At 34.2% G+C, this 24,089-nt stretch carries 24 protein-coding genes and 2 pseudogenes; 19 read left to right on the forward strand and 7 right to left on the reverse strand.

The window, feature by feature from the left end; translation table 11 throughout:
* The first annotated feature begins 107 nt into the window (after nucleotides 1-107).
* From WH223_RS17580 to WH223_RS17605, 6 genes are all read left to right on the forward strand, one after another.
* Nucleotides 108-500 (forward strand): YWFCY domain-containing protein, encoded by a 393-nt coding sequence (locus WH223_RS17580; RefSeq protein ID WP_445265627.1) that lies wholly within the window; start codon nucleotides 108-110, stop codon nucleotides 498-500.
* A 108-nt stretch (nucleotides 501-608) separates the two neighbouring features.
* Nucleotides 609-1,073 carry a hypothetical protein gene (locus WH223_RS17585; RefSeq protein WP_340049151.1) on the forward strand — a complete coding sequence of 155 codons (465 nt, stop codon included), beginning with the start codon at nucleotides 609-611 and terminating at the stop codon, nucleotides 1,071-1,073.
* A gap of 138 nt (nucleotides 1,074-1,211) precedes the next feature.
* Nucleotides 1,212-1,385: a hypothetical protein gene (locus tag WH223_RS17590; protein ID WP_340049152.1), complete on the forward strand. Its 174-nt coding sequence runs from the start codon at nucleotides 1,212-1,214 to the stop codon at nucleotides 1,383-1,385.
* Complete coding sequence (locus tag WH223_RS17595; RefSeq protein WP_340049153.1) at nucleotides 1,336-2,274, forward strand: hypothetical protein; 939 nt, start codon at nucleotides 1,336-1,338, stop codon at nucleotides 2,272-2,274. Before WH223_RS17590 ends, WH223_RS17595 begins: the two co-directional genes overlap by 50 nt.
* Before the next feature lie 524 nt (nucleotides 2,275-2,798).
* The gene (locus WH223_RS17600; protein WP_340049154.1) at nucleotides 2,799-3,107 is read left to right on the forward strand and encodes a hypothetical protein; all 309 of its coding nucleotides are present in this window, start codon (nucleotides 2,799-2,801) and stop codon (nucleotides 3,105-3,107) included.
* 179 nt (nucleotides 3,108-3,286) lie between these two features.
* Nucleotides 3,287-3,736, forward strand: coding sequence for a hypothetical protein (locus WH223_RS17605; protein WP_340049155.1), 450 nt, complete (start codon nucleotides 3,287-3,289; stop codon nucleotides 3,734-3,736).
* Between the two features lie 79 nt (nucleotides 3,737-3,815).
* On the opposite strand, the pseudogene WH223_RS17610 reads toward WH223_RS17605, so the two are convergent.
* Nucleotides 3,816-4,130: pseudogene (locus tag WH223_RS17610) on the reverse strand (helix-turn-helix domain-containing protein); the annotation flags it as partial.
* A 387-nt stretch (nucleotides 4,131-4,517) separates the two neighbouring features.
* Here WH223_RS17610 and WH223_RS17615 point away from each other — a divergent pair.
* Together WH223_RS17615 and WH223_RS17620 are read left to right on the forward strand one after the other, a co-directional pair.
* On the forward strand, nucleotides 4,518-5,561 hold the full coding sequence (locus tag WH223_RS17615) for an RHS repeat-associated core domain-containing protein (RefSeq protein ID WP_340049156.1): 1,044 nt from the start codon (nucleotides 4,518-4,520) through the stop codon (nucleotides 5,559-5,561).
* 13 nt (nucleotides 5,562-5,574) lie between these two features.
* Nucleotides 5,575-6,027, forward strand: coding sequence for a hypothetical protein (locus tag WH223_RS17620; RefSeq protein WP_340049157.1), 453 nt, complete (start codon nucleotides 5,575-5,577; stop codon nucleotides 6,025-6,027).
* Here WH223_RS17620 and WH223_RS17625 read toward each other — a convergent pair.
* Nucleotides 6,007-6,465, reverse strand: a complete 459-nt coding sequence (locus tag WH223_RS17625) for a helix-turn-helix domain-containing protein (protein WP_340049158.1) — start codon at nucleotides 6,463-6,465, stop codon at nucleotides 6,007-6,009. The genes WH223_RS17620 and WH223_RS17625 overlap by 21 nt on opposite strands.
* 484 nt (nucleotides 6,466-6,949) lie before the next feature.
* Between WH223_RS17625 and WH223_RS17630 the strand changes: the two genes are divergently transcribed.
* Nucleotides 6,950-7,705, forward strand: a complete 756-nt coding sequence (locus WH223_RS17630; protein ID WP_445265623.1) for a hypothetical protein — start codon at nucleotides 6,950-6,952, stop codon at nucleotides 7,703-7,705.
* Nucleotides 7,706-7,713: 8 nt separating this feature from the next.
* Entirely contained in the window at nucleotides 7,714-8,322 is a 609-nt protein-coding gene (locus tag WH223_RS17635) for a hypothetical protein (protein WP_340049159.1), read from the forward strand.
* Nucleotides 8,323-8,693: 371 nt separating this feature from the next.
* Here WH223_RS17635 and WH223_RS17640 read toward each other — a convergent pair.
* A pseudogene (locus tag WH223_RS17640) lies at nucleotides 8,694-9,925 on the reverse strand (IS256 family transposase).
* A 684-nt stretch (nucleotides 9,926-10,609) separates the two neighbouring features.
* Nucleotides 10,610-10,837, reverse strand: coding sequence for a hypothetical protein (locus WH223_RS17645; protein ID WP_340049160.1), 228 nt, complete (start codon nucleotides 10,835-10,837; stop codon nucleotides 10,610-10,612).
* Between WH223_RS17645 and WH223_RS17650 the strand changes: the two genes are divergently transcribed.
* The 8 genes from WH223_RS17650 (at nucleotide 10,836) to WH223_RS17685 (ending at nucleotide 20,210) form a co-directional block, all read left to right on the forward strand.
* Nucleotides 10,836-11,273 (forward strand): hypothetical protein, encoded by a 438-nt coding sequence (locus WH223_RS17650; RefSeq protein ID WP_340049162.1) that lies wholly within the window; start codon nucleotides 10,836-10,838, stop codon nucleotides 11,271-11,273. The two genes, WH223_RS17645 and WH223_RS17650, sit on opposite strands and share 2 nt — an antisense overlap.
* 269 nt (nucleotides 11,274-11,542) lie before the next feature.
* Nucleotides 11,543-11,692: a hypothetical protein gene (locus WH223_RS17655; RefSeq protein ID WP_340049163.1), complete on the forward strand. Its 150-nt coding sequence runs from the start codon at nucleotides 11,543-11,545 to the stop codon at nucleotides 11,690-11,692.
* A gap of 15 nt (nucleotides 11,693-11,707) precedes the next feature.
* A complete protein-coding gene (locus WH223_RS17660; protein ID WP_340049164.1) occupies nucleotides 11,708-13,642 on the forward strand; it encodes a peroxidase, FMP-type in 1,935 nt (644 codons plus the stop codon).
* 12 nt (nucleotides 13,643-13,654) lie between these two features.
* Nucleotides 13,655-15,979 (forward strand): ferritin-like domain-containing protein, encoded by a 2,325-nt coding sequence (locus WH223_RS17665; protein WP_340049165.1) that lies wholly within the window; start codon nucleotides 13,655-13,657, stop codon nucleotides 15,977-15,979.
* Nucleotides 15,980-16,189: 210 nt separating this feature from the next.
* Nucleotides 16,190-17,101, forward strand: coding sequence for an MNIO family bufferin maturase (gene bufB / locus WH223_RS17670; protein ID WP_340049166.1), 912 nt, complete (start codon nucleotides 16,190-16,192; stop codon nucleotides 17,099-17,101).
* Complete coding sequence (locus WH223_RS17675; RefSeq protein ID WP_340049168.1) at nucleotides 17,076-17,888, forward strand: DNA-binding domain-containing protein; 813 nt, start codon at nucleotides 17,076-17,078, stop codon at nucleotides 17,886-17,888. Before bufB ends, WH223_RS17675 begins: the two co-directional genes overlap by 26 nt.
* 4 nt (nucleotides 17,889-17,892) lie before the next feature.
* Nucleotides 17,893-19,632: an FAD-binding oxidoreductase gene (locus WH223_RS17680; protein ID WP_340049169.1), complete on the forward strand. Its 1,740-nt coding sequence runs from the start codon at nucleotides 17,893-17,895 to the stop codon at nucleotides 19,630-19,632.
* A gap of 83 nt (nucleotides 19,633-19,715) precedes the next feature.
* Nucleotides 19,716-20,210 carry a LodA/GoxA family CTQ-dependent oxidase gene (locus tag WH223_RS17685; RefSeq protein ID WP_340049205.1) on the forward strand — a complete coding sequence of 165 codons (495 nt, stop codon included), beginning with the start codon at nucleotides 19,716-19,718 and terminating at the stop codon, nucleotides 20,208-20,210.
* A gap of 300 nt (nucleotides 20,211-20,510) precedes the next feature.
* On the opposite strand, the gene WH223_RS17690 is transcribed toward WH223_RS17685, so the two are convergent.
* The 3 genes from WH223_RS17690 to WH223_RS17700 form a co-directional block, all read right to left on the reverse strand.
* The gene (locus tag WH223_RS17690; protein ID WP_340049170.1) at nucleotides 20,511-21,263 is read right to left on the reverse strand and encodes an SDR family NAD(P)-dependent oxidoreductase; all 753 of its coding nucleotides are present in this window, start codon (nucleotides 21,261-21,263) and stop codon (nucleotides 20,511-20,513) included.
* Nucleotides 21,264-21,312: 49 nt separating this feature from the next.
* Nucleotides 21,313-21,477 (reverse strand): hypothetical protein, encoded by a 165-nt coding sequence (locus WH223_RS17695; protein ID WP_340049171.1) that lies wholly within the window; start codon nucleotides 21,475-21,477, stop codon nucleotides 21,313-21,315.
* 432 nt (nucleotides 21,478-21,909) lie between these two features.
* Nucleotides 21,910-22,809: an AraC family transcriptional regulator gene (locus WH223_RS17700; RefSeq protein ID WP_340049172.1), complete on the reverse strand. Its 900-nt coding sequence runs from the start codon at nucleotides 22,807-22,809 to the stop codon at nucleotides 21,910-21,912.
* 202 nt (nucleotides 22,810-23,011) lie between these two features.
* Here WH223_RS17700 and WH223_RS17705 point away from each other — a divergent pair, with 202 nt between their 5' ends.
* Complete coding sequence (locus WH223_RS17705) at nucleotides 23,012-24,055, forward strand: flavin monoamine oxidase family protein (RefSeq protein ID WP_340049173.1); 1,044 nt, start codon at nucleotides 23,012-23,014, stop codon at nucleotides 24,053-24,055.
* Nucleotides 24,056-24,089: the final 34 nt, after the last annotated feature.

The following is a 24,089-nucleotide window of genomic DNA, read 5'->3' on the forward strand; positions in this document are numbered from 1 at the left end:
TGAAACAGGTTGGTTCTTCTTGTTATTAGGTTCGCCCTTGAACATTAAAACTAATGACAATGCAAACAGAGGACGATCAAAGAGGATTAGCCAAAATAATGGCATTTATGCACGCTGTAAGTATTCTACTCGTACTTATGCATCTTTACTGGTTCTGCTACGGGTTCTTTATAGATCGTGGTTGGACAATGACGCTACTAAATAGAATATTAGGCGGTTTCGAGCGTACGGTTGGATTATTTTCACATCCACTGTATACCAAGCTATTTGCTGTACTATTACTTGCTCTTAGCTGCCTAGGTACAAAGGGCGTTAAGAATGAAAAGGTAACATGGTCAAAAATCTTGCTCGTATTAGGAATGGGCTTTATCTTGTTTTTGGTAAGGCTTTTTTTATGTAAGAACGTTTGCCAAAATTATAAGTATGTAATTATAAAATATGTGGCTTTTACGAGTCTAAACTTTATTTATAACGCTACTTATTTTTATTTACTTAAATAGTGTTATTTCTTAATAGTGAATATGGCTGTTTTTTAGGTAAATAATTTTACAACATAATTTAATTAACCAGTTATTCTGTTAAATATTAATAAGAAAAACACTTTTATTATGGGTAACAATAAATCGCAAAAACCTAAATTTTCCAATCCTGAAGAAAGGAACATTGAAGATTTAAAAAACTTGTTTGTTGACATTAATCAACGTAGATTAATAGATAAAAATTTACCACCTGCTCCTCGTGCTGTATTTCGAAAGCAACATGGCATAGCGATAGGTAAATTTATTGTTCTACCTCCTTCAGAATCACTTAAAAGGTTTCAAGACCAAGATCTAGGTATTTTTCCATGCATTCAAGACTTGCTTCATAATAAATTTCCCAGGCTTAAAACTAATATTAATCAAATATTTGGAGGCAATACCAATAATATAAATTTTATTGGTATTGAGTATACCGACCTAGATCTTGATGGAAAAACCTATCTTAGCAATAAAGATAATACAAATTATACGATGGGTCTTGATTCGACCCTAATGAAAAATGCAACAAAAAAATATTTAATTGCAACAATCTAACATGAAACACTGTATGCTTTTTTATTCGCAGAAGAGCATAGACCTGGTTATCAATTTAGATGTTTGTGTATCGGTATTCAATCAGTAGATATAGGTGGAACAGTTAAATATCAAGCACATGATTTACATCACTATTTAATGAAACAATATATTGATGATATTAAGGATACAATTTTATCATTTAACCCAAATTTTCCTGTGGCTGATGCCCTTTCTCTTGCTAAATATGGTATAGTCCCATTAGAATATACAATCAACTTAAATGAAAAAATATCTAATTCAAACAGTGATGAACAAAAGTGTCCTAATTAGTTTTATTCTATTGCTTTTCTCACAGCTAGTTATTGCAAAGACAAGTTACTTTTTTCTAGACCTTGACAACGATATAGAATCTTATTCAATAAATGCATATACCCTAAATACGAAAGAACTTTACAATATTGATAAGGAAGTGATTCTTTATAATATCAGTGTAAATTCAAAAGGGAATTTACACTCTAGTCAATACAACAATTTGATTATTTTATTTAGTGTATTACCAACTTTTGATGAAAGTAATTCGCTTTGGATTGAGCTTAATGATTTTCCATCTACCTTAGATTTAATATCTTTTAAGGATTTATGCATTTTAGCGGAAAATCGAATATTGGGCGCAAATAGTCCATATTTTCATCCTAACAATTATCAAGTGATTACAAAGAAAAATGGTAAATATTTTAAATCAAAAAATGCATTTGTACAATTTTTCTTAATTGAAGATCTACCTGTAGAGTTGAATGTTCCAAAATCAACTATACAACTTAATCAAAACCATATTTCAATCTATGAAATGGAAAAAATTCATGATAAATATAATCTGAACTATTCTCCATTTAATCCATTTGATTACAGCAACCTATTTGACAATAGATTTGAAAGGTTTTACCTTTCTAAAAAATTGACTATACAAGGAATGAATGCTTATAAATTTTGGAGCTTTAAAGCATGGAATAGTGAAATAGATGATTTAGACTGGGATAGAGGTGTTGATAGATTTATTTATATTCCAGGGAAGGGAATTGTGGCAGCATCACTAGATTTTTATTTTAAAGATCCCTTACCAAAAGCATATCCTAGATTACCACGAAGAGCTATAGACAATCAAACCTTTAAAAATAATGTAATATCTGAAAAGGTTATGTTGGCAGAAGAGTTAAAATAAGAGATAATCAAATATCTTTTTCTTTTAATAAATGACACTTTGCTAAAAACGGTGTTAGTGTTTTAAAATAAATTTAAATAGAAAAAACAATTGATTCAACTCCAGAACTGTTTTTACAAAGCTTAAGAAAGAAGAAGAGCTTAATTTAATAGCTTTGAAAACTTCATGTTTTGGTAGGCTACAAAAACAAGTAAGTCTACCCCTTTAAATCGGGATAGATACTCAAGTTATTTATACAATGCTGATTTATAGCAGACTGTAATATGAACTGTGTCAGCGGAATAAGTTAATAAGATTTTTTATATTTAATTATTCAAACGACATGGTCACGAAAGAAAAGACCCCATTAGATTTTTCATGAGTGGTTGTTAGTGGGCTCCGTGAGGAAGCTATGTAAGGTCTTTAGGAGGGGAATAATTTAGTTTGTTTGATTTTGGAATATTTTCTGACACAAAACATGGAGCGGTGTATTTAGGTACATCTAAGGATGGTACGGAGTATAGGTTGGAGGAAGTACGATTAGGGTGCAAGAGATATTTGTAAATGCTCCAAAGAGAGAACCGGTTTCGGGTTTTTGGGGAAATGTGTATCATATATGGAGTGGTGGCCATCATGATGGTTTTCAGTATGACAGACAAGGTAATCCTTTAGGGTTTAGTCCAATTATGGGTATGCCTCCTGATTTTAGCTTCGCCACAAAGCCGTTAAAGATACTAGAATTGGCTAAAGATGTAAGGAGTTTGCTGAAAATCGATAAGGAAACTGTTAAAACAGCCGGTAACATAGCTAAAAATGCAAAAAAAATGTTTCCTGACGATATAGGTAAATTTTAAGGTGCAGGCAAGGATTGGCATAAAACATCAGCAAAAACCAAGTTCTTAAAACAGTTTAAAAAGGAACTCAAAGGTGATACAAATGCTGATTTTTATATTGATAAGACGACAAAAGAGGTTTTTTTAAAAAGTAACAAATCCAATAATTGGATTAATACTGAACAAAAATTTGAATAAAGATGATTTATAAGTATGAGTTTTCAGTTTCGGGAGATCATTTTTGTCCTGAAAATCTTATTAAATTAATAGGTGATGAATTTATAGTTGACTCCTATTTTAAATCGGATGACAGGAAAGTGAATGGAGAGGAATACGGTTACGGAAGTATCTCGTTTTGGCATCCTCAAAAATATGCTACAGAAGAGGTGGTGAGGGATTATGATAGGTCTTTTGTAGACTTTGTTGAAAGAAATTATTCTCTGTTCACAGAATATGGTGGTGACGATTTTCAGTTTTTTGTTGAGATTTATTATGATGGAGGTCAATGTAACTTTGAAATTTTTGATAAAAGGTTACTAAAAAAACTAGGCAGTATAGGTGTGTCAGTACCGGTTAGTGTGTATTCGTTAGAAGTACAAGAAATCTTAAAGTGGGAAACCGAAATCAATGACGCTTGGGGGCGAAGTTAGGATTGTTCTTCGCTTGATCCAGCCGGTTATATAATATAATAACAACAAAGCCCAATCTTTATCGGATTGGGCTTTGTTGTTATTGCGCATATGTTTTCCTGGCCTTGTAATCTCTTATGAGCGCATCAAGGACAAGGAAGACCTGTTTTTTGTCATCTTCCGGCATGACGGATATCTCCCTGATCCTACCAAGTGTCGCCGAATCCAGTTTGGTATCGGTCTTACCGGAAAGGTAGTCGAGCGATACATCAAGTACGTCGGCCAGCTTGGAGGCCACTTCCACCGAAGGCGTCACCTCGTCACATTCGTAACGGCCTATAATGTTGCTCGATGTCCCCACTTTCTTGCCCAGATCGCCCTGCGAGAGCTTCTTTGCCTTCCTTAATGCTATGAGTCTCTGTCCAAAAAAATATAAAAATGAATGATGTAAGGATAATTACAAAAATAATATCATTGGGGTTTTCATTACAAAACTTCAAGAGTTAGATTCACATATATACAGTATCAGTATAGCGGGAATCAGCTTCTTTCGGTTAGTAATCTAGTTCAAGGAAGTTATGAATATGACGCCAATGGTAATGCGAAGAAAGACTGCATGGGCTTTAAGTTGACGTATAATCATTTGAACCTACCTAGTAATGTGGTGACTAGTGCTGATGCTCCCGTTGTTAGTTACACCTATGATGCATTAAGCAATAAAATGCAGAAAATTTCGACGCATGCTACAAATAACCGTAACTATGTTTGAGTTATTGAGTATAAAAGTGATAATAGCATTGATTTGATTCATACTTCGGAAGGTACCGCTTTTAAAACTTGTAATGCTTATGTGTATCATTATAATCTACCAGACCATCTAGGCAATGTGCGTGCTACAATAAGGAAAGTCGGAACTCAAGCGGAAGTACTCCAGAAGGATGACTATTATCCTTTTGGGAAACAGCGTAGTCTTCTTGCAGGAAGTATTGAAAATAAGTATCTTTATAATGGGAAGGAAAAACAAGCTGAGTTAGGTGGGCAGTATGACTACGGGGCAAGATTTTACGATGCTGAAATTGGGCGATGGAATGTGGTGGATCCGCTTGCGGATCAATATAGAAGATGGTCTCCTTACAATTATACTATGAACAATCCGATCCGTTTTATTGATCCGGATGGGATGAGAGTTGGAGATTTTTTTGATAAAAATGGCAATTATTTAGGTACTGATGGATTAGATGACCAACGAAATTATATCTTAACCAATAGGACAGATGTTGATTTAGTTAAAAATAACACTAAGCAAAATCAGACAACCAGTGTTTCTAATCTATCATCTGTTACTGAAATTCCAAGTGATGTGACATTAAAGGAAAGTTTGAATGTTTTAGGACGTACAGTTGCAAATGGAGGGCTTAGAGAGGAAAGCTCGGTCACTTTAAAGAATGGTCTGGTTGCAAGAGGTGAAACAGGCCCGCTACCCACAATCTCTAGTAGCGGAGTGCAAACTGCGGCAGCAAAGCTTCCGTCATTACCAGGAGGATATGGGTCAGCTGAGGCATCCATCCACTCTCATCCTACAACGGTACAAATTGTAGGAACTGGGCCTATGGCTCAAATATATCCTCAATCTGCAAGTACTCCCTCAAGTACAGATAATACAACCTTTAAGCAGTTTGGTTTTAACGTTATCGTTGGACCTCTTGGAACATTAAACGGTGCTTCCTTGGATGCTAACGGTAAAGTTACACCTACTAGGCCTAATGGAGTTGTGATATATGACCGTAACTCTAATCCGATTATTGAATTAGGAAAAAGGGTAGTTGAAAAGATAATAGGAAAATAATATGAGAAAGTTGATGAAGTTAGCACTTATTCTAATCATGTTCTATGTAGGAGAACTTAAAGGGCAGAATATTGCACGAATTAATGCGATCATATGTTTAGATGGAGAGATTGTGAAAAAAATTTATTCTCCTAAGCTAGAAGTATTAGATAAGGGTGATCTTAAGAGGGACATTGGTCTTGGGTATTTTCCTGGGAATATCTCTATAGACAGTAATGATTATAGGCTTTTAAAATCAAAAGACAGCTTCTCTTTAATCTTTTCAATGCAGGCTATTGGAGGGGGGGTACAAAATTATGAAGTTGAAGCAGGAAAAGATTGGTTAAATTTGGATTATATAATAGTGAATATCTATAATACTGATAACAAAAAATACAAAAATAAATTATATCCTCTTCCAGGACGGAAGTATACATACGAGCTTGAATATCCAGGGGGGCAGATGTTAAGGCCGAGAAGAAAATAGAAATAAAACAACAACGCCCAATCCTATAAAGATTGGGCGTTGTTGTTTTATTTGAGTATCGCCTGCATCTTGCTTTTGGCGAGGAATGTCGAGCAGTGCAAATACTTGCTCCTTTTCACTTTCGGTGAGCTTTTTAATATCTACAACGCGGGCGATGCTCTTTAGCTTTGCTGCTTTGATAAATGCGTTAATAGTAGCGAATATATGTACCCTGTCCTCCTCATCGAGCCCCTGCACCTCTTTTAACAGCTTAAGCATCTCGTTGTCGATCTGTTCATACTCGCCGTCCTTGACGAGATAGTCGAGCGTCACGCCCAGTGGCTCGGCCATCTTGGCAGCCACGTCGATGGAGGGGATGTTCTCGCCCCTTTCGTACTTGCCTATGATATCGCGGGATGCGCCGTATATGGAAGTAATCAGAACATTGATTTGATTCATACTTCGGAAGGTACAGCTTTTAAAACGGGTAATGCTTATGTTTATCATTATAATCAGCAAGATCACCTAGGGAATGTGCGTGCTACAATAAAGAAAGTCGGCAGTCAAGCGGAAGTACTCCAGAAGGATGACTATTCACGTTTTGCTTATTCCATAAGGTGTTCATGAGCTCCCTGTGGTCGGTTATTCACTTATTGTTCTTTTTTTAAGGTGTTCATGAGCTCTCTTCGATCGGTTATTATCCTTTTGGGAAACAGCGTAGTCTGCTTGCAGGAAGTATTGAAAATAAGTATCTTTATAATGGGAAGGAAAATCCGCTTGCGGATCATGAGTACCAATAGAACCTTTTCGTAACGAATAATCAAGCCGAGTTAGGAGGGCTGTGCGACTATATATTAATTAAGGTATACAAGAACTCCTGACCGTCGGTTACGGAGCAAGGTTCTACGATGCTGAAATAGGAAGGTGGAATGTGGTGGATCCGTTGGCTGAGAAGTATCTAAACATATCGCCATATGTTTATGTAGCTAATAACTCGCTAAGATATATTGATCTTGACGGCAGGGAAATAAAAGATCCTGATGATATTGTTGAGAATTATAAAAAACAACTTACTACTAATCGGGATGCTTTACAAGGAATGATAAACAGTGGTGCTATTGGATCGGATATTGGAGAAAAACTTATATTTTTTTATAAAAGTGCTTTAGGCGAAATATCTAAGTTGGAAAAGTCAGATCAAGTATATACTATATTTTCAGACAAATCAAGTAAAGAAGGTACAATGAGTTATGATATGGCTTTAGGTGAGATTAGAATAGGCCTTGGGGATCATAGTATTGGTCTGGTTGGTCACGAATTGAATCACGCATATCAATATGAAAATGGAGATATCTCATTAGTTGTTGACAATTCTGCATATGGACAATTATATGATATCACCGATGAAACTAATGCGTATAACAGAGAACGTGCTCTAGGAACAGGAATACAGTTTTTTCAAACTCCAAACACTCTTTTAGATGGATATCCGTTGAAAATGAGTGATAGTGACGTTCGAAGATTAGGTAATTCTATTAGTCCACCAGCGTACCAAACTTTACCAAATGGACCAATTGATATTAATTCTAAGGAAGGAAAAGCTTTGAGGCAACAAACTAGACAAGCAGGTCGTTTAGGAATTCCTGTAAAAGAGGTTTACAAAGGTTGGCAGAAAGATTATCAAAAAGGGAGAAAGTAATAATTTGTATGAAAAAAAAAATAGAAATATTTTTAGCATTATTGTGTTATCCTTTGTTTACTTATTCACAAAGGATGTCTAATAATCTGTATGCGTATCAGGCATCTCATTATTATGAAAGTATAGATTTACTTGATAACGGAAGCTTTGTCTATTATAATAAGTCAGAATTTATAAAGACTGAAATAGAGGGAAATTGGCAATTACGGAGTGATAGTATTCTTGTATTGGATAGTTGGCCTCAAAGGACTAAAATTATTACATTTGAATCGCACAAAAGAGATAAAAAAAACATTTTTCAAATACGGAATACAAATAATCATCAAATTCATTATAATCTATATTTAATAACAAAAGATAAAGATACTTTAGAATTTAAAGACCAGTTTGATAAAACCACTGTATTAGGAAGTTTTTCTTCATTTTATATCGTGGATACTAAAGGCCAATATTCTCCTACTTATAAAATAGTTGGTTCAAAGTCTAACTTTTTTGACGTAATGATAGAAGAGAAAAGAGTTTTTGAAAATGAGTATTGGAAATATTATGGAGAATATATAGTTCCGCTTGGAATAAATCGAAGATATTCAAATTATAGATTAATCAAAAACAAATAATTTTAAATAGCGTTTGTTATCAAGTTTATCCAATTGGTTAATCAGATGTAGTTTTCAAAATTAGTTTTGTTTCCCAAAGTAATTTCTTTAGGAACATTTTTTTCTCGTTTAGAATCTGTTCGATTGAAAGGTAAAACAAAACTCGATAGTTTTGAAGAGACTAAGCTGTTCTAAAAACAATAAGGACCTTATTTTGGGAAGATCAAATTTTAACGATTTCTTTAGTGTTACGTCCAAGCCTAAAATTTTTAATTTAGCTTTGACTATGTGAATTATAGCGAATCACGTTAAAGGAAAATGTAAGGAGTTGTACAGATATGTTTATCTAGGGAGTGTAACACGAACTGTGTCATTGGATAATTAACCTAAACCTAAAATCCTTTATCGAGTTTGAGCCTATCACCAAATTTAATGTAAAGTTGGGATATGGTCAAGCCCCAGTTATGCATCGGCATTGTCCACTTTTTAGCGATATCCTGAATTATCAGAAACATTAACTTCATAAGAGCTTGCTCCGAACTGAATGCACCCTTAGACTTCGTGATTTTACGGACCTGACGGTGGATTCCTTCGATAGGATTAGTGGTGTAAATAATCCTGCGTACTTGCTCATCATACTCGAAAAATGTGGAGAGGTTAGTCCAATTCTCTAGCCAAGATTTAGCCGAAATTGGATATTTCTTGCCCCATTTCTCCTTAAAGGTAAGTAAGTTTTCGTAGCCCACCTCTTCGTTAACAGCTTTGTAAATAGGTTTTAAGTCTTCAATAACGGCTTTTTTATCCTTTTCGGTAACATAGCGCATACTTGATCTGATTTGGTGAACGATACATAGCTGAACTTTGGTTTTTGGAAAAATAGCCTCTATTGCTTCAGGAAAACCTTTCAAACCGTCGATGCAAGCAATTAGAATATCTTCGACACCACGCTGTTTTAGGTCTGTGAGAACAGATAACCAAAATTTTGCACCTTCGTTTTCTGAACTATAAAGTCCTATCAGATCTTTACGGCCATCCATTCCTATTCCCAATATATTATAAATAGCCCTAGATTCAACTGTACCATTTTGACGTACTTTATAATGCATGCAATCTAGGAAAACAAAGGGGTAAACAGCTTCCAAAGGACGAGTTCGCCACTCATTAACAGCTGGCATGACACTTTCTGTGATACGGGATATTTCGGTAGCTGAAATGTCCATAGCGTATATCTCACGAATAAAATCGCTTATAGCACGTGTACTAATACCTTTGGCATACATCCTTAGCACATGACCTTCTAATTGTTTCGTAATAATGAGCTGACGCTTAGGATTTACTTTAGTTCGAATGTCCCAGATCGATCCCGGCCAGATTCAAGTTCGAAAGTACCTGTGTTTAGACCTCGAACTGTTTTCTTTATCTTGCCATTGCGACGATTAGGGGCTCCTGATGCCTTATCTTCTTGTAGATGGTTCGCTAACTCACCATCCATCATGGACTCCAGTAAATGTTTCATTAAGGGCGCTAAAACGCCGTCATTGGGAGATAAACTCTTCCCTTCGTAAAGACCTTGCATAGCTTCCTCTTTGAAGCGCTCAAAGTCGAATGGGGTCTTGTCTTTCATGACCATGTCGTTTGAATAATTAAATATAAATAATCTTATTAAATTATTACCCTGACACAGTTTACGTTACAGTCTCGCAAAGTTCTCAAAAATGCTGTTAAATGTTATAATAACCAGTCTTTAAGCAAGTTTAAAGAAGCTTCTTTTAAGAGGTTAACTACTTCTAAACTTTCGGGTAAGTATAATCTCGTTTTTCAGTTTGGGGTATATACAGATGTGAGAGTTTTATGCAGTGAATCAAATTATTACTTAAACGAGTGTGAGTTTGATAAACAGGCTAAATCCTTTAAAACTATAAATCTTCCTGTTAAGCTTAATAATCCTAATTAAGGTAATATCAAAGCTTTTTGTTTTAGCCAAATTTCTCCTGATTTTCAATTTTTGAAGCTGAACCAAATAGATTCTTACATGTATATTCAGCTAATTCACATTCGTATTTGTTTCCTTCCACCTTAGTTATTTCCATCCCGCCATAATTTATCTATTCAACCTTGACATATCTCTCGTTATCTTCAATATAGTCATTATTATATTTACTAGTTGAAATATTTTTATTAAACAATAAGTATAATTTAATTCCTTTAGTTATGTGTTTATTTCATATTAATTACCTGTTTGTTTTGTGTTAATTATGTTGTTCCGTTTATTTTATTTTATAAGATTTTAGAAAAAAGGTGGGTAGTTTTATGAAATCTCTTCTTTTTTGGCGGATATAAACCTGAATATTTTCGCATTATTTTTTTGTTTTTTCATCTTTTGTACTGCTTTACTAAGCATAATATGCACATGCATTATTCTTTTTGTCTTTTCGGGGTAGTTAAAAACTACCCGGGTAGTCCCCGGTGTATTCTTCATAATATTAATATCATTGCAACTCATTACGCTATTAACCAGCTGATTATTTTTATTCATGATAGAGGCCATTTTGAAAGCTTTGCGCAATTACTTAAATGAGCAACTTCGGTTCAATTTAGACTTTGAACACGATGTTGTCTTTATACAGTCCCCCGCATCAAATGAAAGTTTACATAAAGTATCACTTTCTTTACTCCATGTGGAGAAAGAGAACTACGTCGGAAATCCTATTATTAATAAGTCTTTAGCCACCCAAAGCTCTTTGAGGATGTCTTCAAGTTGGTTAGTCAATATTTATGTATTGGTCAGGTTTAAATTTTCTGGACAGGATTTTCTAAGCGCTATAAAGGTATTGGATGATGTGCTATATACCATACAAGGAGACCCGATAATTGAGGTTTCGAGTCCGAATAGGGCATGCTACTTAGGGCTTATTAATTCAAATTTGAGTGAACTGTCAAACTTGCGGGGTATACTCCGTAATGAAGGCTAGCTGTCTATGATTTTGAGAGCTATACAGATTAATCGTATTCAAGTTCTAGGCTTTGAACGAAAAGTGATATATACATAAAGCCTATAAAACAGGAACGTAATGATATCTACCTGTCATACATGGATATACCTCTCGGTCTTGCCGTAACAACAACTTTGTAAATAGGTATGATTTAATGATTTGGAAAATATTTTGATTTTACGGAATCCCGTAAATGTCTGATTGTCTTATTGCTATATTTAAATTATTTTTAACTAAAACAATAAATTATGAAAACAAAATTAATTAAAATTTTGCTAACAGAAAAACCACAGTCTTACGAATTAGGACACGCTGAAGAAATGAAAGAACAAGAATTTAATGTATTAATTGCAGGGCAGAATGAAATTACGGTTTCTTATGAAAACGTATGTAACTAACTAAAAAGAATAGTCATGTTAAAAAAAATAAACCCAAGCACCTCAACTAATACTGAATTTTTAGTTAAAAACTCTGGCTTAACTGGATCTTCTGATATTCTTGAAAAATTTAAAAAAGTACTCGGTGACTTTCAAAAAGCTCAAATTAGTGATCCGATAAAACCATTTAGAAAGGATCATTTGGATTGTTATGAGCGTATCGTTAATTACGGCATTTTAGAATTGTTAGAAGGGACATGGTTAAGTTACGTCTCAAAAAATGACTCCGAAACAAATAAGTCATTATTAAAAATAAATCATGATAATAAAGGACAGCAAGCGTTTAATAGCAGGCCCTATTTATTGACATCAGGAATTCACACGACAATAATGCCATCACCTGGTACAAACTCTGAAACTATACCTGGGAAATATTCTTTTGAATGTGATCAATATGTTGAGAAATTAACCTTTACTAAGGTTGAAGGTGGTGTACGTAATCGCGGTGGGAGTAACGAACAATTTTGCGGAGCCTATAAATACGATCAAGTAATTAAAAAAGTAAATTTAAGGTCCTCTGAGGGAGAAGCGTATGATTATTTCCCATCTGAAGAACCCATAAAGACTAAAAATAAACAGAATGATTCAAAAATTGAACTAGATGTAATTGAAAATCTGGAAGTAAAGGGTATTCACGAAGAAAATGGGATGTATTTGTGGCTAAGTGATATGTACAATCATGCTGCAAGTAATGATTCTATTCGTACAAATAGAGGTATGAATCCAATACTACGAAAAATAAAAATATCAATTTATGAGGACGATCCAAATTCTAAAGTTGATGTTAAAATTCTTAATCCTTATTACATAGTTTTTAGTGGAAAAATATGTTCAGAAGGTACTATAGAAACACTTATTTATCCCGATAAAACATTTGCTTACATAGGGCGTATTGAAGAAAGATTGGTGGATGGAGGTTTATATAATGTCAATGATTTATTTCCTACTTCACGTGTGATTTCAAGTTCTGATATAAATTTAAAGGATTTTGAAGCTTTGGAAAAACATTTTATCTCTGTTATAGGGCGAGAGGTTGATAAGTATGTTCCAATTGATGAATTAACGGACGAGCATAAAAAAAATCAATATTTTATAATACCCGGAAAAGAACTTTCTAAAGACGATGGACAAAAAGGACCTCATTACCTGCCAGATTATACCCTGTCAAGGAGTGGCGTTATACCACACGGAAGTACAATTACTTTATTAGGGAATTTAAAATCATTCAAAGGTAAATTGTATTCCGAAGATGCTCCAACATTTATAGAGGATGAGAATATATGGGATTATAAGCATTTAGCTATTTCTCCCACAATGGGACGTGCAGGTGCCCCGCGTAAATTTATTAAAGATTCTGACAAAGCTGATTTTGATATCGATAAAGGGATGCCAGCATGGCGATTAAAAACCTTGGAAGATTTAGTAAAGGAGGATGAAGGAGGTAATAAAATATATTCTAAAGAAATTGTAAGCCATCCGTTGTTTCCCTACTCTGTCCGTCCTGATTTACGTTTAAGAGACGCTAATAAAGGAGAGAAGATAGTTCATACAGCACACATTGTGATGAGTTCTAGAAACGAAACAGGTGCGCAAGGAGGAGTTTTAAATATTCCTTTTGTAGACAAATATGTGCCTGCTATAGAAATGAAAATGAATATGTGGTTACAGATTGTAGAAAAAGATACGGCTAAGTATGTATTGCAATTACAGTATGAGCAGGTTGTAAATTTTGAATTTCATTTCGGAGATGATGGTGGTAAAACAAGCTGGCCGCATATACAAGTAAATACCTTACGCCGAGAAGATGAAATGAGCGAAGAAGAAAAGAAATACTTTCAATCTATTTTTTCTTTTAATGAATTAAAACGAAAAGAGGAGCCTGCAACATCTACATGTCCTTTTCACAAGTAAAAAATACTTCAAATGTCAAACACAATTAATTTAAATGATTTTCTTTCCCTAAACAGTGAAGAAAATTTTAACAGAGATCCAAAGCATTTTAAGATGGATAGAAAGAATCTTCAAATGTTACTGCAAATGGCTTTAGAGGTAGAATTATTTACTATTCCACTCTATATGTCGGGTATGTATTCGATTGAAGGTTACCACCAGATAAACACTAAACAAAGTGATTTTTATCAAGGCCGAAAATGGCCAGGAAGTGCACCTAAGTTTAAACCTGATGAAAATTCGGGTTCTAATCAAAATGCCTTTAACAAAGTTTTTAAAGTCTTTATTGAAGAAATGCTTCATTTACAAATTGCTGCAAATCTATGCAATGCGTATGGTGATAAATATAAAGTAAATGCTCATTTCACGGATAATGGCCTCGTAAATAAGGATTACAGCTGGAATTGCTATGGGGATGATAAAACAACAATACCTGGAATTATTGATTTCAAAGATCTTAAAGAGAGTTCGCTGTTTAAAGATGTTAAAGTGAAACTAGACGCTTTAAATGAAAAACATATTAAACTTTTTCTTGCCATCGAATCATCTGAACAAGATTTACAGAATGAAATACATGAGGAATGTAAATGTAAATACAAACATAATATTCCATTTGAAAAGGAACAAGATCCCAAAGCGTTAATGTTTGGTTCAATTTCAGGTTTGTACACAACTATTATCATGTATTTACTTCTTGAATACAAAGATGGAAATAGATTATTTAAAGATGCTTTTTGTAATGATTCTATTCAACGCGATCATTTTAATAAACTGCCTTCAAGTAAAAAGGTTTCTGAGTATCCTGGTTTACAAACCAATTTACTTCATGAAACTAAAGATTCTATTACTATCAACAAACTTTTGGGAATGATAGATGGCATTCTGGACCAAGGGGAAGGCGAACCTTTATTTGTTTTAATATACAATATAATTAAGCGTTACAAAAAACCAGGTACGTCTCCGAATGAACCCATTGTACATAATTTACTAAGTATTGAATTTGATGGCAAAAACGCTATTGATAAGTATTTAGCTGAAACAAAAGATAAGATTTGTTCAACGAAAGATCCTAAAGAGAGGAATAGACTACTAAAATTAGAAGCCGAAATTCTAAAGGTTAAACAATGGCTTGTAGCAAATAGTTTTATGATTGATGCTATCGCTTCCTTAAAAACTGTTTCTCCAGAAAATCAAGTTAATGATGAGGCTTTAGCAAAGAACCATCCATCGTTTAACGATAAAGGAGAATCGTTTAATGACAAAGGAGAAAAGATTGAGTCAGCAAGCAAAGCAGCTCGTGGTGGCGATAATGGTAAAATGGATCACCATGAGATATTTGAAGCTGTCGAAAAATTAATCAAAGATAAATCAACTCAGACATGGGATATAGTACATCAGAAAGGAAAAAAATGGACAAAAGATGATTTAATTACTAACGAGGCCGATTACCAAATAAACTTAAAGAAGTATCCCCAATTAGCTACAGCAAAAGAAATAGCTAATGCTATGAATGAGGTAACGACGAATAAAGAAAAATATAAAACTTTATTATCTCAAGCTACAACAGGTACTTTAAAAGGTTTACTTGTGGGTATGGAAGATTATTGGGCTCGTACAAGTGGCCAATTTCCTGGACCTGCAATGTCTGGTTCTGGTGACAGAATGTCAATCTGTTGGGCATTATTAGGCCAGACACCTGATTTGAATATTGCGCCAGATTTAAAAATCACCAAAAAAAATGGATTTGTAGAAGAGCATGCACAAGATTATCATGCTTGTCAAGGATTGTATATGCCTAAAAATGATGAACGGGAGTTAGGTGAAAACAATCCATGGATAAAAAATGGAGAGTTGGGTTGTGCTTCACCAGCGGTTTACCATTCATGTAAAGGATCCAATAGCTGTAAGTCAGAAGGTGGCTGTGGTTATGTACAAGCTTATGAAGGAGGGGCTAATTGTGGTGCTAGTTCAGGTGGTAAGGCTGCCCAACCATTACATGTATCTGTGCCTGGTTCTAATAATTGCGCTACCACTGGCGGCTGTGCCGTACCTATTTCTGCCTTACAAATGCTTCCTGAACCTAGTCAATTAGTATTAGTCAATCTCACTAATAAAGTACAAATGATGAAATATAAAGACGATAAGGGAGATGAGCATGTATTCAATTATGAAAAAGGTGAGTTAGTTTATGATGTCGCATGGAAAGTATATGCACATAGATATAATGCTAAATTTGGGAAGGTACCAAATAAGCCCGAAACAAATATTTTACGTTTAGTATTTCCGCCTTCAACCTAGCACTTATTTTAGAAGGGGGACTGTCTTATAAATGAAATCTGCACTTATGAAACAGATTCCGTAGGATAGCTTCTAATAACAGGAATCATAAAAAAGACCAATGTTCATTAGGAAATTTGGTTCTTTTTTATGAACCTGATAAAGTACCTAAATTTTATATGTTGTCAATATGTTAAAAATGACTTTTGAGACATCCTTTTTTTGTATAAAATGAATAAACTACAAAATTTCAGTTTGGGTGTAGGGTTACGCACTCAGCATTATACTTATTTATTAAATAATCCGGCAGAAGTAGATTTTTTTGAAATTATCTCCGAAAATTATATTGATAATTTTGGATTTGGAAGAATGGTTATTGAGCATCTTCGGAAAGATTCTCCTTTTGTGATGCATGGCGTTAGCATGTCTATTGGTAGCACTGATCCTATTAATAAAGTTTACTTGAAAAAACTTTTGGAATTAGCAGAGTTTATACAGCCCGAATGGATTTCAGACCATCTATGTTGGACGGGCGTAGCCCATGTAAATACACATGATCTATTGCCTTTACCGCTCAATGAAGCAAGCTTAAGCCATGTGACCAATAGAATTTTAGAAGTTCAGGATATTTTAAAAAGACCATTAGTAATAGAAAATCCATCTACTTATTTAGAGTTTGATTCATCAGATATTCCCGAAAGTATTTTTCTTGCTGAACTCGTCGAAAGAACCAATTGTCGATTATTAGTAGACGTTAATAATGTGTATGTCTCTTCTCACAATCACAGCTTTGATCCTATTGAGTATATTCAGAATTTACCCTGTCATGCCATTCAGCAAGTACATCTAGCTGGGCCAACAAGTTTTCGACATTTATTAGTTGATACACACGATCAACCAGTTCCACAAAAAGTATGGGAATTGTATAAGCTTGTACATCAAGCAACAGGGGGAGTGGCAACACTTTTAGAATGGGATGCGAATATCCCTGAATATCCGGAATTGATTAAAGAATTGTACATCGCTAAAGATGTAATTAAAGATAATATTCCCAACACATCGATTTATGATGCTATTAGTAATTATACCGTAAATCCTGCTGTTAACCAACATATTGATGCCAATTATGTCTTTAAAGCTTAATGATATACAGCTATGTTTTCAGCATATTATTATGTCTGGGCATGCAACTTCAACATCTACCACGTTTGTTACAGAAGATAATGAAGCATTTCAATTTGAATCGTTGATTGTAGGAAGGGATACAGATGATAAATTACTGCGTTTAAATGTTTATGTACATGGCTATTATCAACGTCTTATGGAATGTTTAGAAACAGATTTGCCTACATTAAAAATGTTTCTTGGTGATGAGGTCTTTAAACATTTTGCATTTAGTTATATCAAAAAATATCCATCTCAATCGTATAGTTTAGTTGATTTAAGTACTTCATTTGAGCAGTTTTTAGGAACATCACAACCCGACTTTTCAGTGTTAACGGAGGAAGAAATTAGGATTTATGAATTGCCATTAGAACTTTTAAAACTAGAAAAAATAAGAAACAAAGTCTATTTTTCTAAAGGTCTAGAAGGAATCGAAGGAAATGAAAAATTTGACGATAAACGATCTGACATTATCGCTGTAAATCCTTCTGTGGAAATTGTTAAGTTGAAATTTTCATTGTTAGATTTTTTTCAACAATTGACGGCGGGAAATGAAGAGCTCGATTTGCCTGAATATCAAGATACTATTGTTCTTGTTTATAGATTAAATTATAGACTTAGATATCATCAGTTAGCACAATGGGAATTTGAAGTAATAAAAGCTATTCAGCATGGGAAAAGGTTTTCTCAACTTAATAAGTTTGAACAAAATTTAATAGTACAGTTATTGAAATCGAAAATTATTTATAAACCTTTAATAAACTAAAAATATGACAAGTAACGGTCGTGTTGATACACATGAATGTATTAAGTATAGAATTTTAACTAAAGAAAGCCCCTGTTATAATGAAGCGGTCAAAATATCTAATCTAAGATTAGAATTAGCTCCGCAAGGCGTTTTTTATTGTAAAAATGTGAACGATGTTAAGGAGATATTGGCTTATTGTAATCCTAAAGCTAAAAAAGCTAAAAAAAAGTTTAAAATTCGTTCTGGAGGACATCATCATGAAGGGGCATGCTCGGGTAATGATGTTATTGTTATTGATACTTCTCGTTTGGTATTAGAAGGAGAATTGAAGTCTGAAGGATATATTTTAAATGATGCGGGAAACATTGCAATCAACATACATGAGGAAAATCTAATTGTGACATCTGGTGCAAAATTAAAAGAAGTATATAAATTTTTAAAAAGCCATAATTATATTCTTCCTGGAGGAGGTTGTGATTCTGTCGCGATTGGTGGATTAGCACTGGGAGCTGGCTGGGGGCCTTATTCACGTTTACATGGTATGACTTGTGATGCTCTTCTTGAAGCTAAATTAGTTGTGGCTAATAATCTTAGTTTTCAGGAAATTACAGTTTCAAATAATGATGGAGAAAAGAAAAAATTGTTTGAAGCATTAAAAGGTTCAGGAGGAGGAAACTTTGGTGTTATTACACAGTTGAAGTTTAAGATATATCCATTATCTACTTCAACCCAGCTTGGGCATATTACGGCTATTGATGTGAAATTTGAAGATTTAAAAACAGCAAAAAAATTTACTATAAAATGGATGGAAAACGCTCATAAATCATGTGAATCAATAACATCTTTTGCCCGAGTAATACCCTCATATACGAATAATGAAGGTAAAAAAGTTAATTCATCATTTTATGTTATGGGATTTATAACAGAAAAAATAGGTTTGGATTCCGGTTATTCTAAATCTGTTTTAGAAGATGCTAAGAATAGAGCGTTGATAAGTGCAAAGAAAAAATTTGCTTCGCTATTTGGTGAAATGGGAAAAAACATCAATAAATTCAGTGTTAATCATGAATTTTACTGTTGTGATTCAATACCTAATTTTAAATTGGATATGGGCTTAAATGGAGACGAATTTTCGCAAAGTCTTGAAGACATGTCAAGTCAGTTTTTAACATCTCTTCCTGTTTCATTAGTTACTAATTCCAACACAATTGATGCTCCTAAATCTACTTGTGATGTACCCCATCCTCATAAAGTTAGTTCTTTTTTTCCAAAAGGTGAAGAAGTTACTAGGGCCCTAGTGGATTCAATTTATAAGTATATGGAACAAGATTTTGATTATTTAGATAGTCAAGTATCATGCTATTTAAGCCTGCACGGAATGGGAGGAGCCATAAAAAGAGGGAATAACTCATTCTTTTATAAAGAAAAACCTTTCATTTTACAAATACAGTCTTGGTGGACAGCTGTAAATAATCCAAACGCTGAAAAGTATTTAATTTGGGTCGAAGGCTTAAGAAAAAAACTAAGTAGTCACACAGAAGGGAGCTTCGTAAACTTCCCTGATTATAATTGTGTTTTAGATAAAAATCATAAAATTTACAATCCAGATAATCTAAAACAGAGGAAATTACTTTTTGAAAGTTTTTTTGGCAAGGAAAATAAAAATAGTCTTTTATCAAAATTAAAGAAGCAGAAACGCAAATATGATTCTCATAATATATTTAATCATTCCATGTCAATCATTAATACAAATAAATCTTAAAAAATGAATAGAGATATTTCACAGGTTGTAAAAGCCGCTATTTATCCACCCATCGGTGTTATGAGAGTTGGTAATAGCGATGAATATTTTATCGAGATAAAACGGGTAAACTAAAGCGTCAAGCAGCAGAGTTTAGAATATATGGATTGGATAAAAATGACAAGATAATTTGCGAGTTAACTAATGAAGACGACGTCAAAATTGAATGGCATGTACAGTTAGCTAATCAAAAATCTGAATGGTATGGCTTTTCTATCGCTTTAGATATTCCAGAAGCTAAAGATTATCCAGCTAGTTTTAAAAGAAATCTAGATTGTAAAAATAGAATGGATTTAATAATCGATTCTAAAGTGCAAACCTTAAGTGCTAAAAATAAAGCAATAGATTTAATTGGAAAAATTGGAGATGAATCTAAAGAGGTTTATTTAGGATCAATCAAATATGCTGATAATTCTAAACGTCTTCATGTCTTAGGAGGCAAAGGTGTTGCGGATAATATTAGTAAGTTTAACGATGGTAAAACTATCCCGGCCACAACATTTTCAACTATAAGAGAAGAAAGTTGGAATTTAGTGTGAATGGGATCTTGATTTTTTTAAACTTTTTGGGGTTCTCTTAGATACAAATGGTACGGAATTAAATCGAGATATTATTGTGTCAATTGTCCCTATAAGGCAACTTGCGTAAGTACTGTATAACAGGTTTATTGGTGTGAAATCCACGGAATTGACTGTTATGAATTCTTGATTTAAGGGTGTTTTTGTACTTGAGGTATACTTACCTTTATAGAAGGTCTCTATTTTTTTTGACATGCTTGTTTAATTATTTGCTAGTATAGCAATGAACGCCGGAGATTGTTGTCTCCGACGCTTAGATTGTTAATTTCTGCCGGACATAACACCTCCGTCGATATCCCAGATAGCCCCTGTTACCCAGCTTGCTTCATCGGATAATAGGAAATTTATAGTCTTGGCAATATCCTCTGCTGTTCCAACTCTTCCTATTGGATGAAAATCATTAAAGCCTTGTAAAGATTCTTCAATTTTATCTTTTTCAATAAATGACCCATAAATAGGGGTAACAACAACGGCAGGAGAAACCGCATTTACGCGAATCTTAAATTCTGCTAATTCCATGGCAAGGTGTTGTGTAAGGCTATGTAGACCTGCTTTTGCCATAGAATATGCCGAAGAGGGAGTCGCCTTGATGGCTTGCTTTGCCCACATGGATCCAATGTTTACAATAGAACCGCCACCGTTAGACTTCATTACCTTTGCGGCTGCTTGTGTAATAAAGAAAAAGGCTTTATTGAAGTCATGATAGATGTCATAATCCTCTTGTGTATGCGTTAAGAATGATTTTGGTTTAAAGTATCCTGCAGCATTTACCAAATACTGTAAGTTAGGTAGTTCACTCGCTATTTTAGCGCTGAATGCTTTAACCTCTTCCAAATTGGTAAGATCTAAGCCATAGGCTTTAACCTTACCCTTTTCAGCGAGTTCCTTGGTAGCCTGCTCAAGGCCAGAGCCTTCGCGAGCAATGATAGCTACTTCTACTCCTTGTTCTAATAATAATGCGGCGGTAGCTTTACCCATTCCGGTTGAGCCACCTACAATTAATGCTTGTTTCATTTTTTATTTAATTTTTATATCTAGTCCAATATCATTTTCAATACACTTGCTATAGTGTGCTTTGCGTGTATATGCGTACATCAGGAGAGTCCATTAAAAGTGGTTTCAATGCTTCAACAACATCTTTATTGAATAATTCTGTGTGAAGGTATGCTGCTGCATTTTCGGCGGTATCGAAACCATGTAAAACTTGTATATCTTCTTGGCGAATCAATAAATCTTTACTTAATGCACCAGGAATAGTACTTAAGAATGGAGATTTGTACTAATCGTAAACCTGAAGTGCAGCTATTCTGTTCGGGTTATCAATTTTTAAGGTGATTTGTAGATATGCTCTTGACATTTTTTTAAAATTTTAGTGAATAATACGTTGCTGTATAGTATGTTAAATTTGATAATGCAAAGTTCGCATATACTCAATTAGCATAAAATGGAAGAAATGGAAAAGGACTGGTAGATATCGGAAGCTAGCTATACTTAGGACTCTTTAATGAGTTCGTTTTATCCTAAGTAAGGTGTCCTGTGAGGATTTGTATACCTAATTGAACTAACGGAAATGTTAATCCGCTAGCGTATCAAGGAGATGTTTTTGAAGTATACTAGTTCCAGAGAAACGTTGAAAGTTTAAGGGAAAGTAATCAATAGTTTACCCTATGGATTTTCTAAATTCTGTAGGAGAGACTTGGGTATGTTTTTTAAAATATTTTACAAAATAAGAAGCATCATCGAAGCCTAGACGATAGGCAACCTGATTAACGTTCATTTCTGAATGTAATAACAAACGTTTGGCCTCTAAAACAATTCGCTCTTGAATCATCTGTGATGGATTTTTTCCCAGCAGTTGGTTCGTAAGATCAGATAAAGTACGTGATGAAATGAACATCTGTTGGGCATACTCCAGAACGGTTAGTCCCTTTTTATAGTTTTCGTTTATAAGATTTATGAATTTTAGCAGTTGCAATCGCTTATCATTTCTTGTAAAGGGTTCTTGTACTGTTTGTTTCTCAAATTCCTCCTTACGCCTTTGGACTTGTATTAAAAAGGCTTTTAGGTAGATACGTAGCAATTCCTCATGGCCAAAGTTGTTTCCATTTTTTAGTTCTATATCCATTAATTTTAGATATCCATCTAAGGTCTGGTTTACATCACTTGCTATACAGCAGGATGGAAGCTGATAAGGATTATTGAAGAGATTAAATTTTAAGAAAAATTCAACCTCACTATTTTTTTGTACTAAAAAGGACTCGTTAAAATGTAATAAAACACCTGAGTAGTGTTTGTTTTTATCAAAATAGTGTACCTGATCTTTACTGATGAAAAATATGGAATTCGCTATAACATCATATTCTTTAAAATCTACAAAATGCTTTCCATTACCTGACTTAAACCAAATAACTTGATAAAAGCTGTGTATATGTGGTATTGATGCATGTTCTCCATGTTCTTTTAAATACGGCTCTAAATCATAAATTGCAAACTGGGCCTTGGCCGGTTGATTGGCATTAAGATGGTATTCGTTTATAGGTAGCGCATTTTTTCTTTTCATCTCCATAAATTATGATGCCGATTTGCAAGGAATAATTAACTAATTAAACCATATTGATTAACGAGTAAACTGATGTAAATAAAAGCAGTTGTATACTAAAATATTAAAATTTGTTCGCTTAGTAGGTGTGGATTCCGATAATTACCTTATTTTTTCCAAAATATACCAGGTTCTCTTTTTTTGAAATAGTCACATTTGCAACATGATAAAAATTGTGGTAATTGGTGGGGGCTTAACAGGGCTCTATTTAAGCTATTTATTAAAACAGAGAGACATCGAATGTCTTGTTTTGGAGGGTTCTTCTCGTCTTGGAGGAAGGATACATACCGTAAAGGGGAGTTTGGATACTCCTTTGGAACTGGGCGCTACTTGGTTTTCAGATTTGCATGTAAATTTACTTAAATTGATTAATGAATTAGGCCTTAGAAAATTCCCACAGTTCTCACAAGGTATATCTCTGTTTGAAACCAAATCATTTGCTCCTGCGCAAGAGTTCTATGTGCCAGAATCAGAATCACCATCTTATCGCATGGAAGGTGGTACTGGGACTTTAATTGATGCGCTAAAGTCAAAATTAAGACCCAATCAGATAAAATTAAATGATAAGGTCATTCAGGTCGAAGAAATTGCAAATCAGCTGGTGTTAAAAACAAAGGGTGGTAAAGAATATCATGCTGATAAAGTCGTTATTTGCATGCCTACTCAATTGGTATCTTCCACAATAAGTTTTGTACCAAGCTTATCACCCTCATTGATGGATTTGTTAGCTACTGTACAGACCTGGATGGCCGGAGCAATCAAGTTTACGCTCGAATATAGCGATCCCTTTTGGCGTCATAATGGTTACTCTGGAATGTTGTTTAGTCACGCCGGTATTATTACCGAAATGTATGATCATACGAATTATGAAGTGTCCAAATATGGTTTTACTGGTTTTCTTAGTGCGGCAGCTAAATCTTATAGTGAGCCCGTACGAAAAGAATTGGTTCTTAAACAACTTGTAAGTTTGTTTGGTGAACAGGCAGCAAAACCATCAACCTACTATGATAAAGTTTGGACAGCTGAATTTATTATTCAAGGCACACCAGAAATCCAACGTCCACATCAGAATAATGGCCATCCATTTTTGCACGATGCTCAGATGAATGGCAAATTATTCTTTTGTGGTACAGAAACCTCAAGTGCATACAGTGGATACATGGAAGGAGCTTTAGTAGCTGCTCAAAAAGTAGCAAAGCAACTTTAGTGTCACCAAGCTACACAACGAGTATCGCTCTTGT

It is taken from the genome of Sphingobacterium sp. MYb382 (genome assembly GCF_037572665.1).
Lineage (GTDB): Bacteria > Bacteroidota > Bacteroidia > Sphingobacteriales > Sphingobacteriaceae > Sphingobacterium.

Coding starts and splice junctions, on each gene's coding strand:
- WH223_RS17580 (WP_445265627.1), top strand. CDS start 108: ATGCACGCTGTAAGTATTCTACTCGTACTTATGCATCTTTACTGGTTC.
- WH223_RS17585 (WP_340049151.1), top strand. CDS start 609: ATGGGTAACAATAAATCGCAAAAACCTAAATTTTCCAATCCTGAAGAA.
- WH223_RS17590 (WP_340049152.1), top strand. CDS start 1,212: ATGAAACAATATATTGATGATATTAAGGATACAATTTTATCATTTAAC.
- WH223_RS17595 (WP_340049153.1), top strand. CDS start 1,336: ATGAAAAAATATCTAATTCAAACAGTGATGAACAAAAGTGTCCTAATT.
- WH223_RS17605 (WP_340049155.1), top strand. CDS start 3,287: ATGATTTATAAGTATGAGTTTTCAGTTTCGGGAGATCATTTTTGTCCT.
- WH223_RS17620 (WP_340049157.1), top strand. CDS start 5,575: ATGAAGTTAGCACTTATTCTAATCATGTTCTATGTAGGAGAACTTAAA.
- WH223_RS17625 (WP_340049158.1), bottom strand. CDS start 6,465: ATGAATCAAATCAATGTTCTGATTACTTCCATATACGGCGCATCCCGC.
- WH223_RS17635 (WP_340049159.1), top strand. CDS start 7,714: ATGAAAAAAAAAATAGAAATATTTTTAGCATTATTGTGTTATCCTTTG.
- WH223_RS17650 (WP_340049162.1), top strand. CDS start 10,836: ATGATAGAGGCCATTTTGAAAGCTTTGCGCAATTACTTAAATGAGCAA.
- WH223_RS17645 (WP_340049160.1), bottom strand. CDS start 10,837: ATGAATAAAAATAATCAGCTGGTTAATAGCGTAATGAGTTGCAATGAT.
- WH223_RS17655 (WP_340049163.1), top strand. CDS start 11,543: ATGAAAACAAAATTAATTAAAATTTTGCTAACAGAAAAACCACAGTCT.
- WH223_RS17660 (WP_340049164.1), top strand. CDS start 11,708: ATGTTAAAAAAAATAAACCCAAGCACCTCAACTAATACTGAATTTTTA.
- WH223_RS17665 (WP_340049165.1), top strand. CDS start 13,655: ATGTCAAACACAATTAATTTAAATGATTTTCTTTCCCTAAACAGTGAA.
- bufB (WP_340049166.1), top strand. CDS start 16,190: ATGAATAAACTACAAAATTTCAGTTTGGGTGTAGGGTTACGCACTCAG.
- WH223_RS17675 (WP_340049168.1), top strand. CDS start 17,076: ATGCCAATTATGTCTTTAAAGCTTAATGATATACAGCTATGTTTTCAG.
- WH223_RS17680 (WP_340049169.1), top strand. CDS start 17,893: ATGACAAGTAACGGTCGTGTTGATACACATGAATGTATTAAGTATAGA.
- WH223_RS17690 (WP_340049170.1), bottom strand. CDS start 21,263: ATGAAACAAGCATTAATTGTAGGTGGCTCAACCGGAATGGGTAAAGCT.
- WH223_RS17700 (WP_340049172.1), bottom strand. CDS start 22,809: ATGAAAAGAAAAAATGCGCTACCTATAAACGAATACCATCTTAATGCC.
- WH223_RS17705 (WP_340049173.1), top strand. CDS start 23,012: ATGATAAAAATTGTGGTAATTGGTGGGGGCTTAACAGGGCTCTATTTA.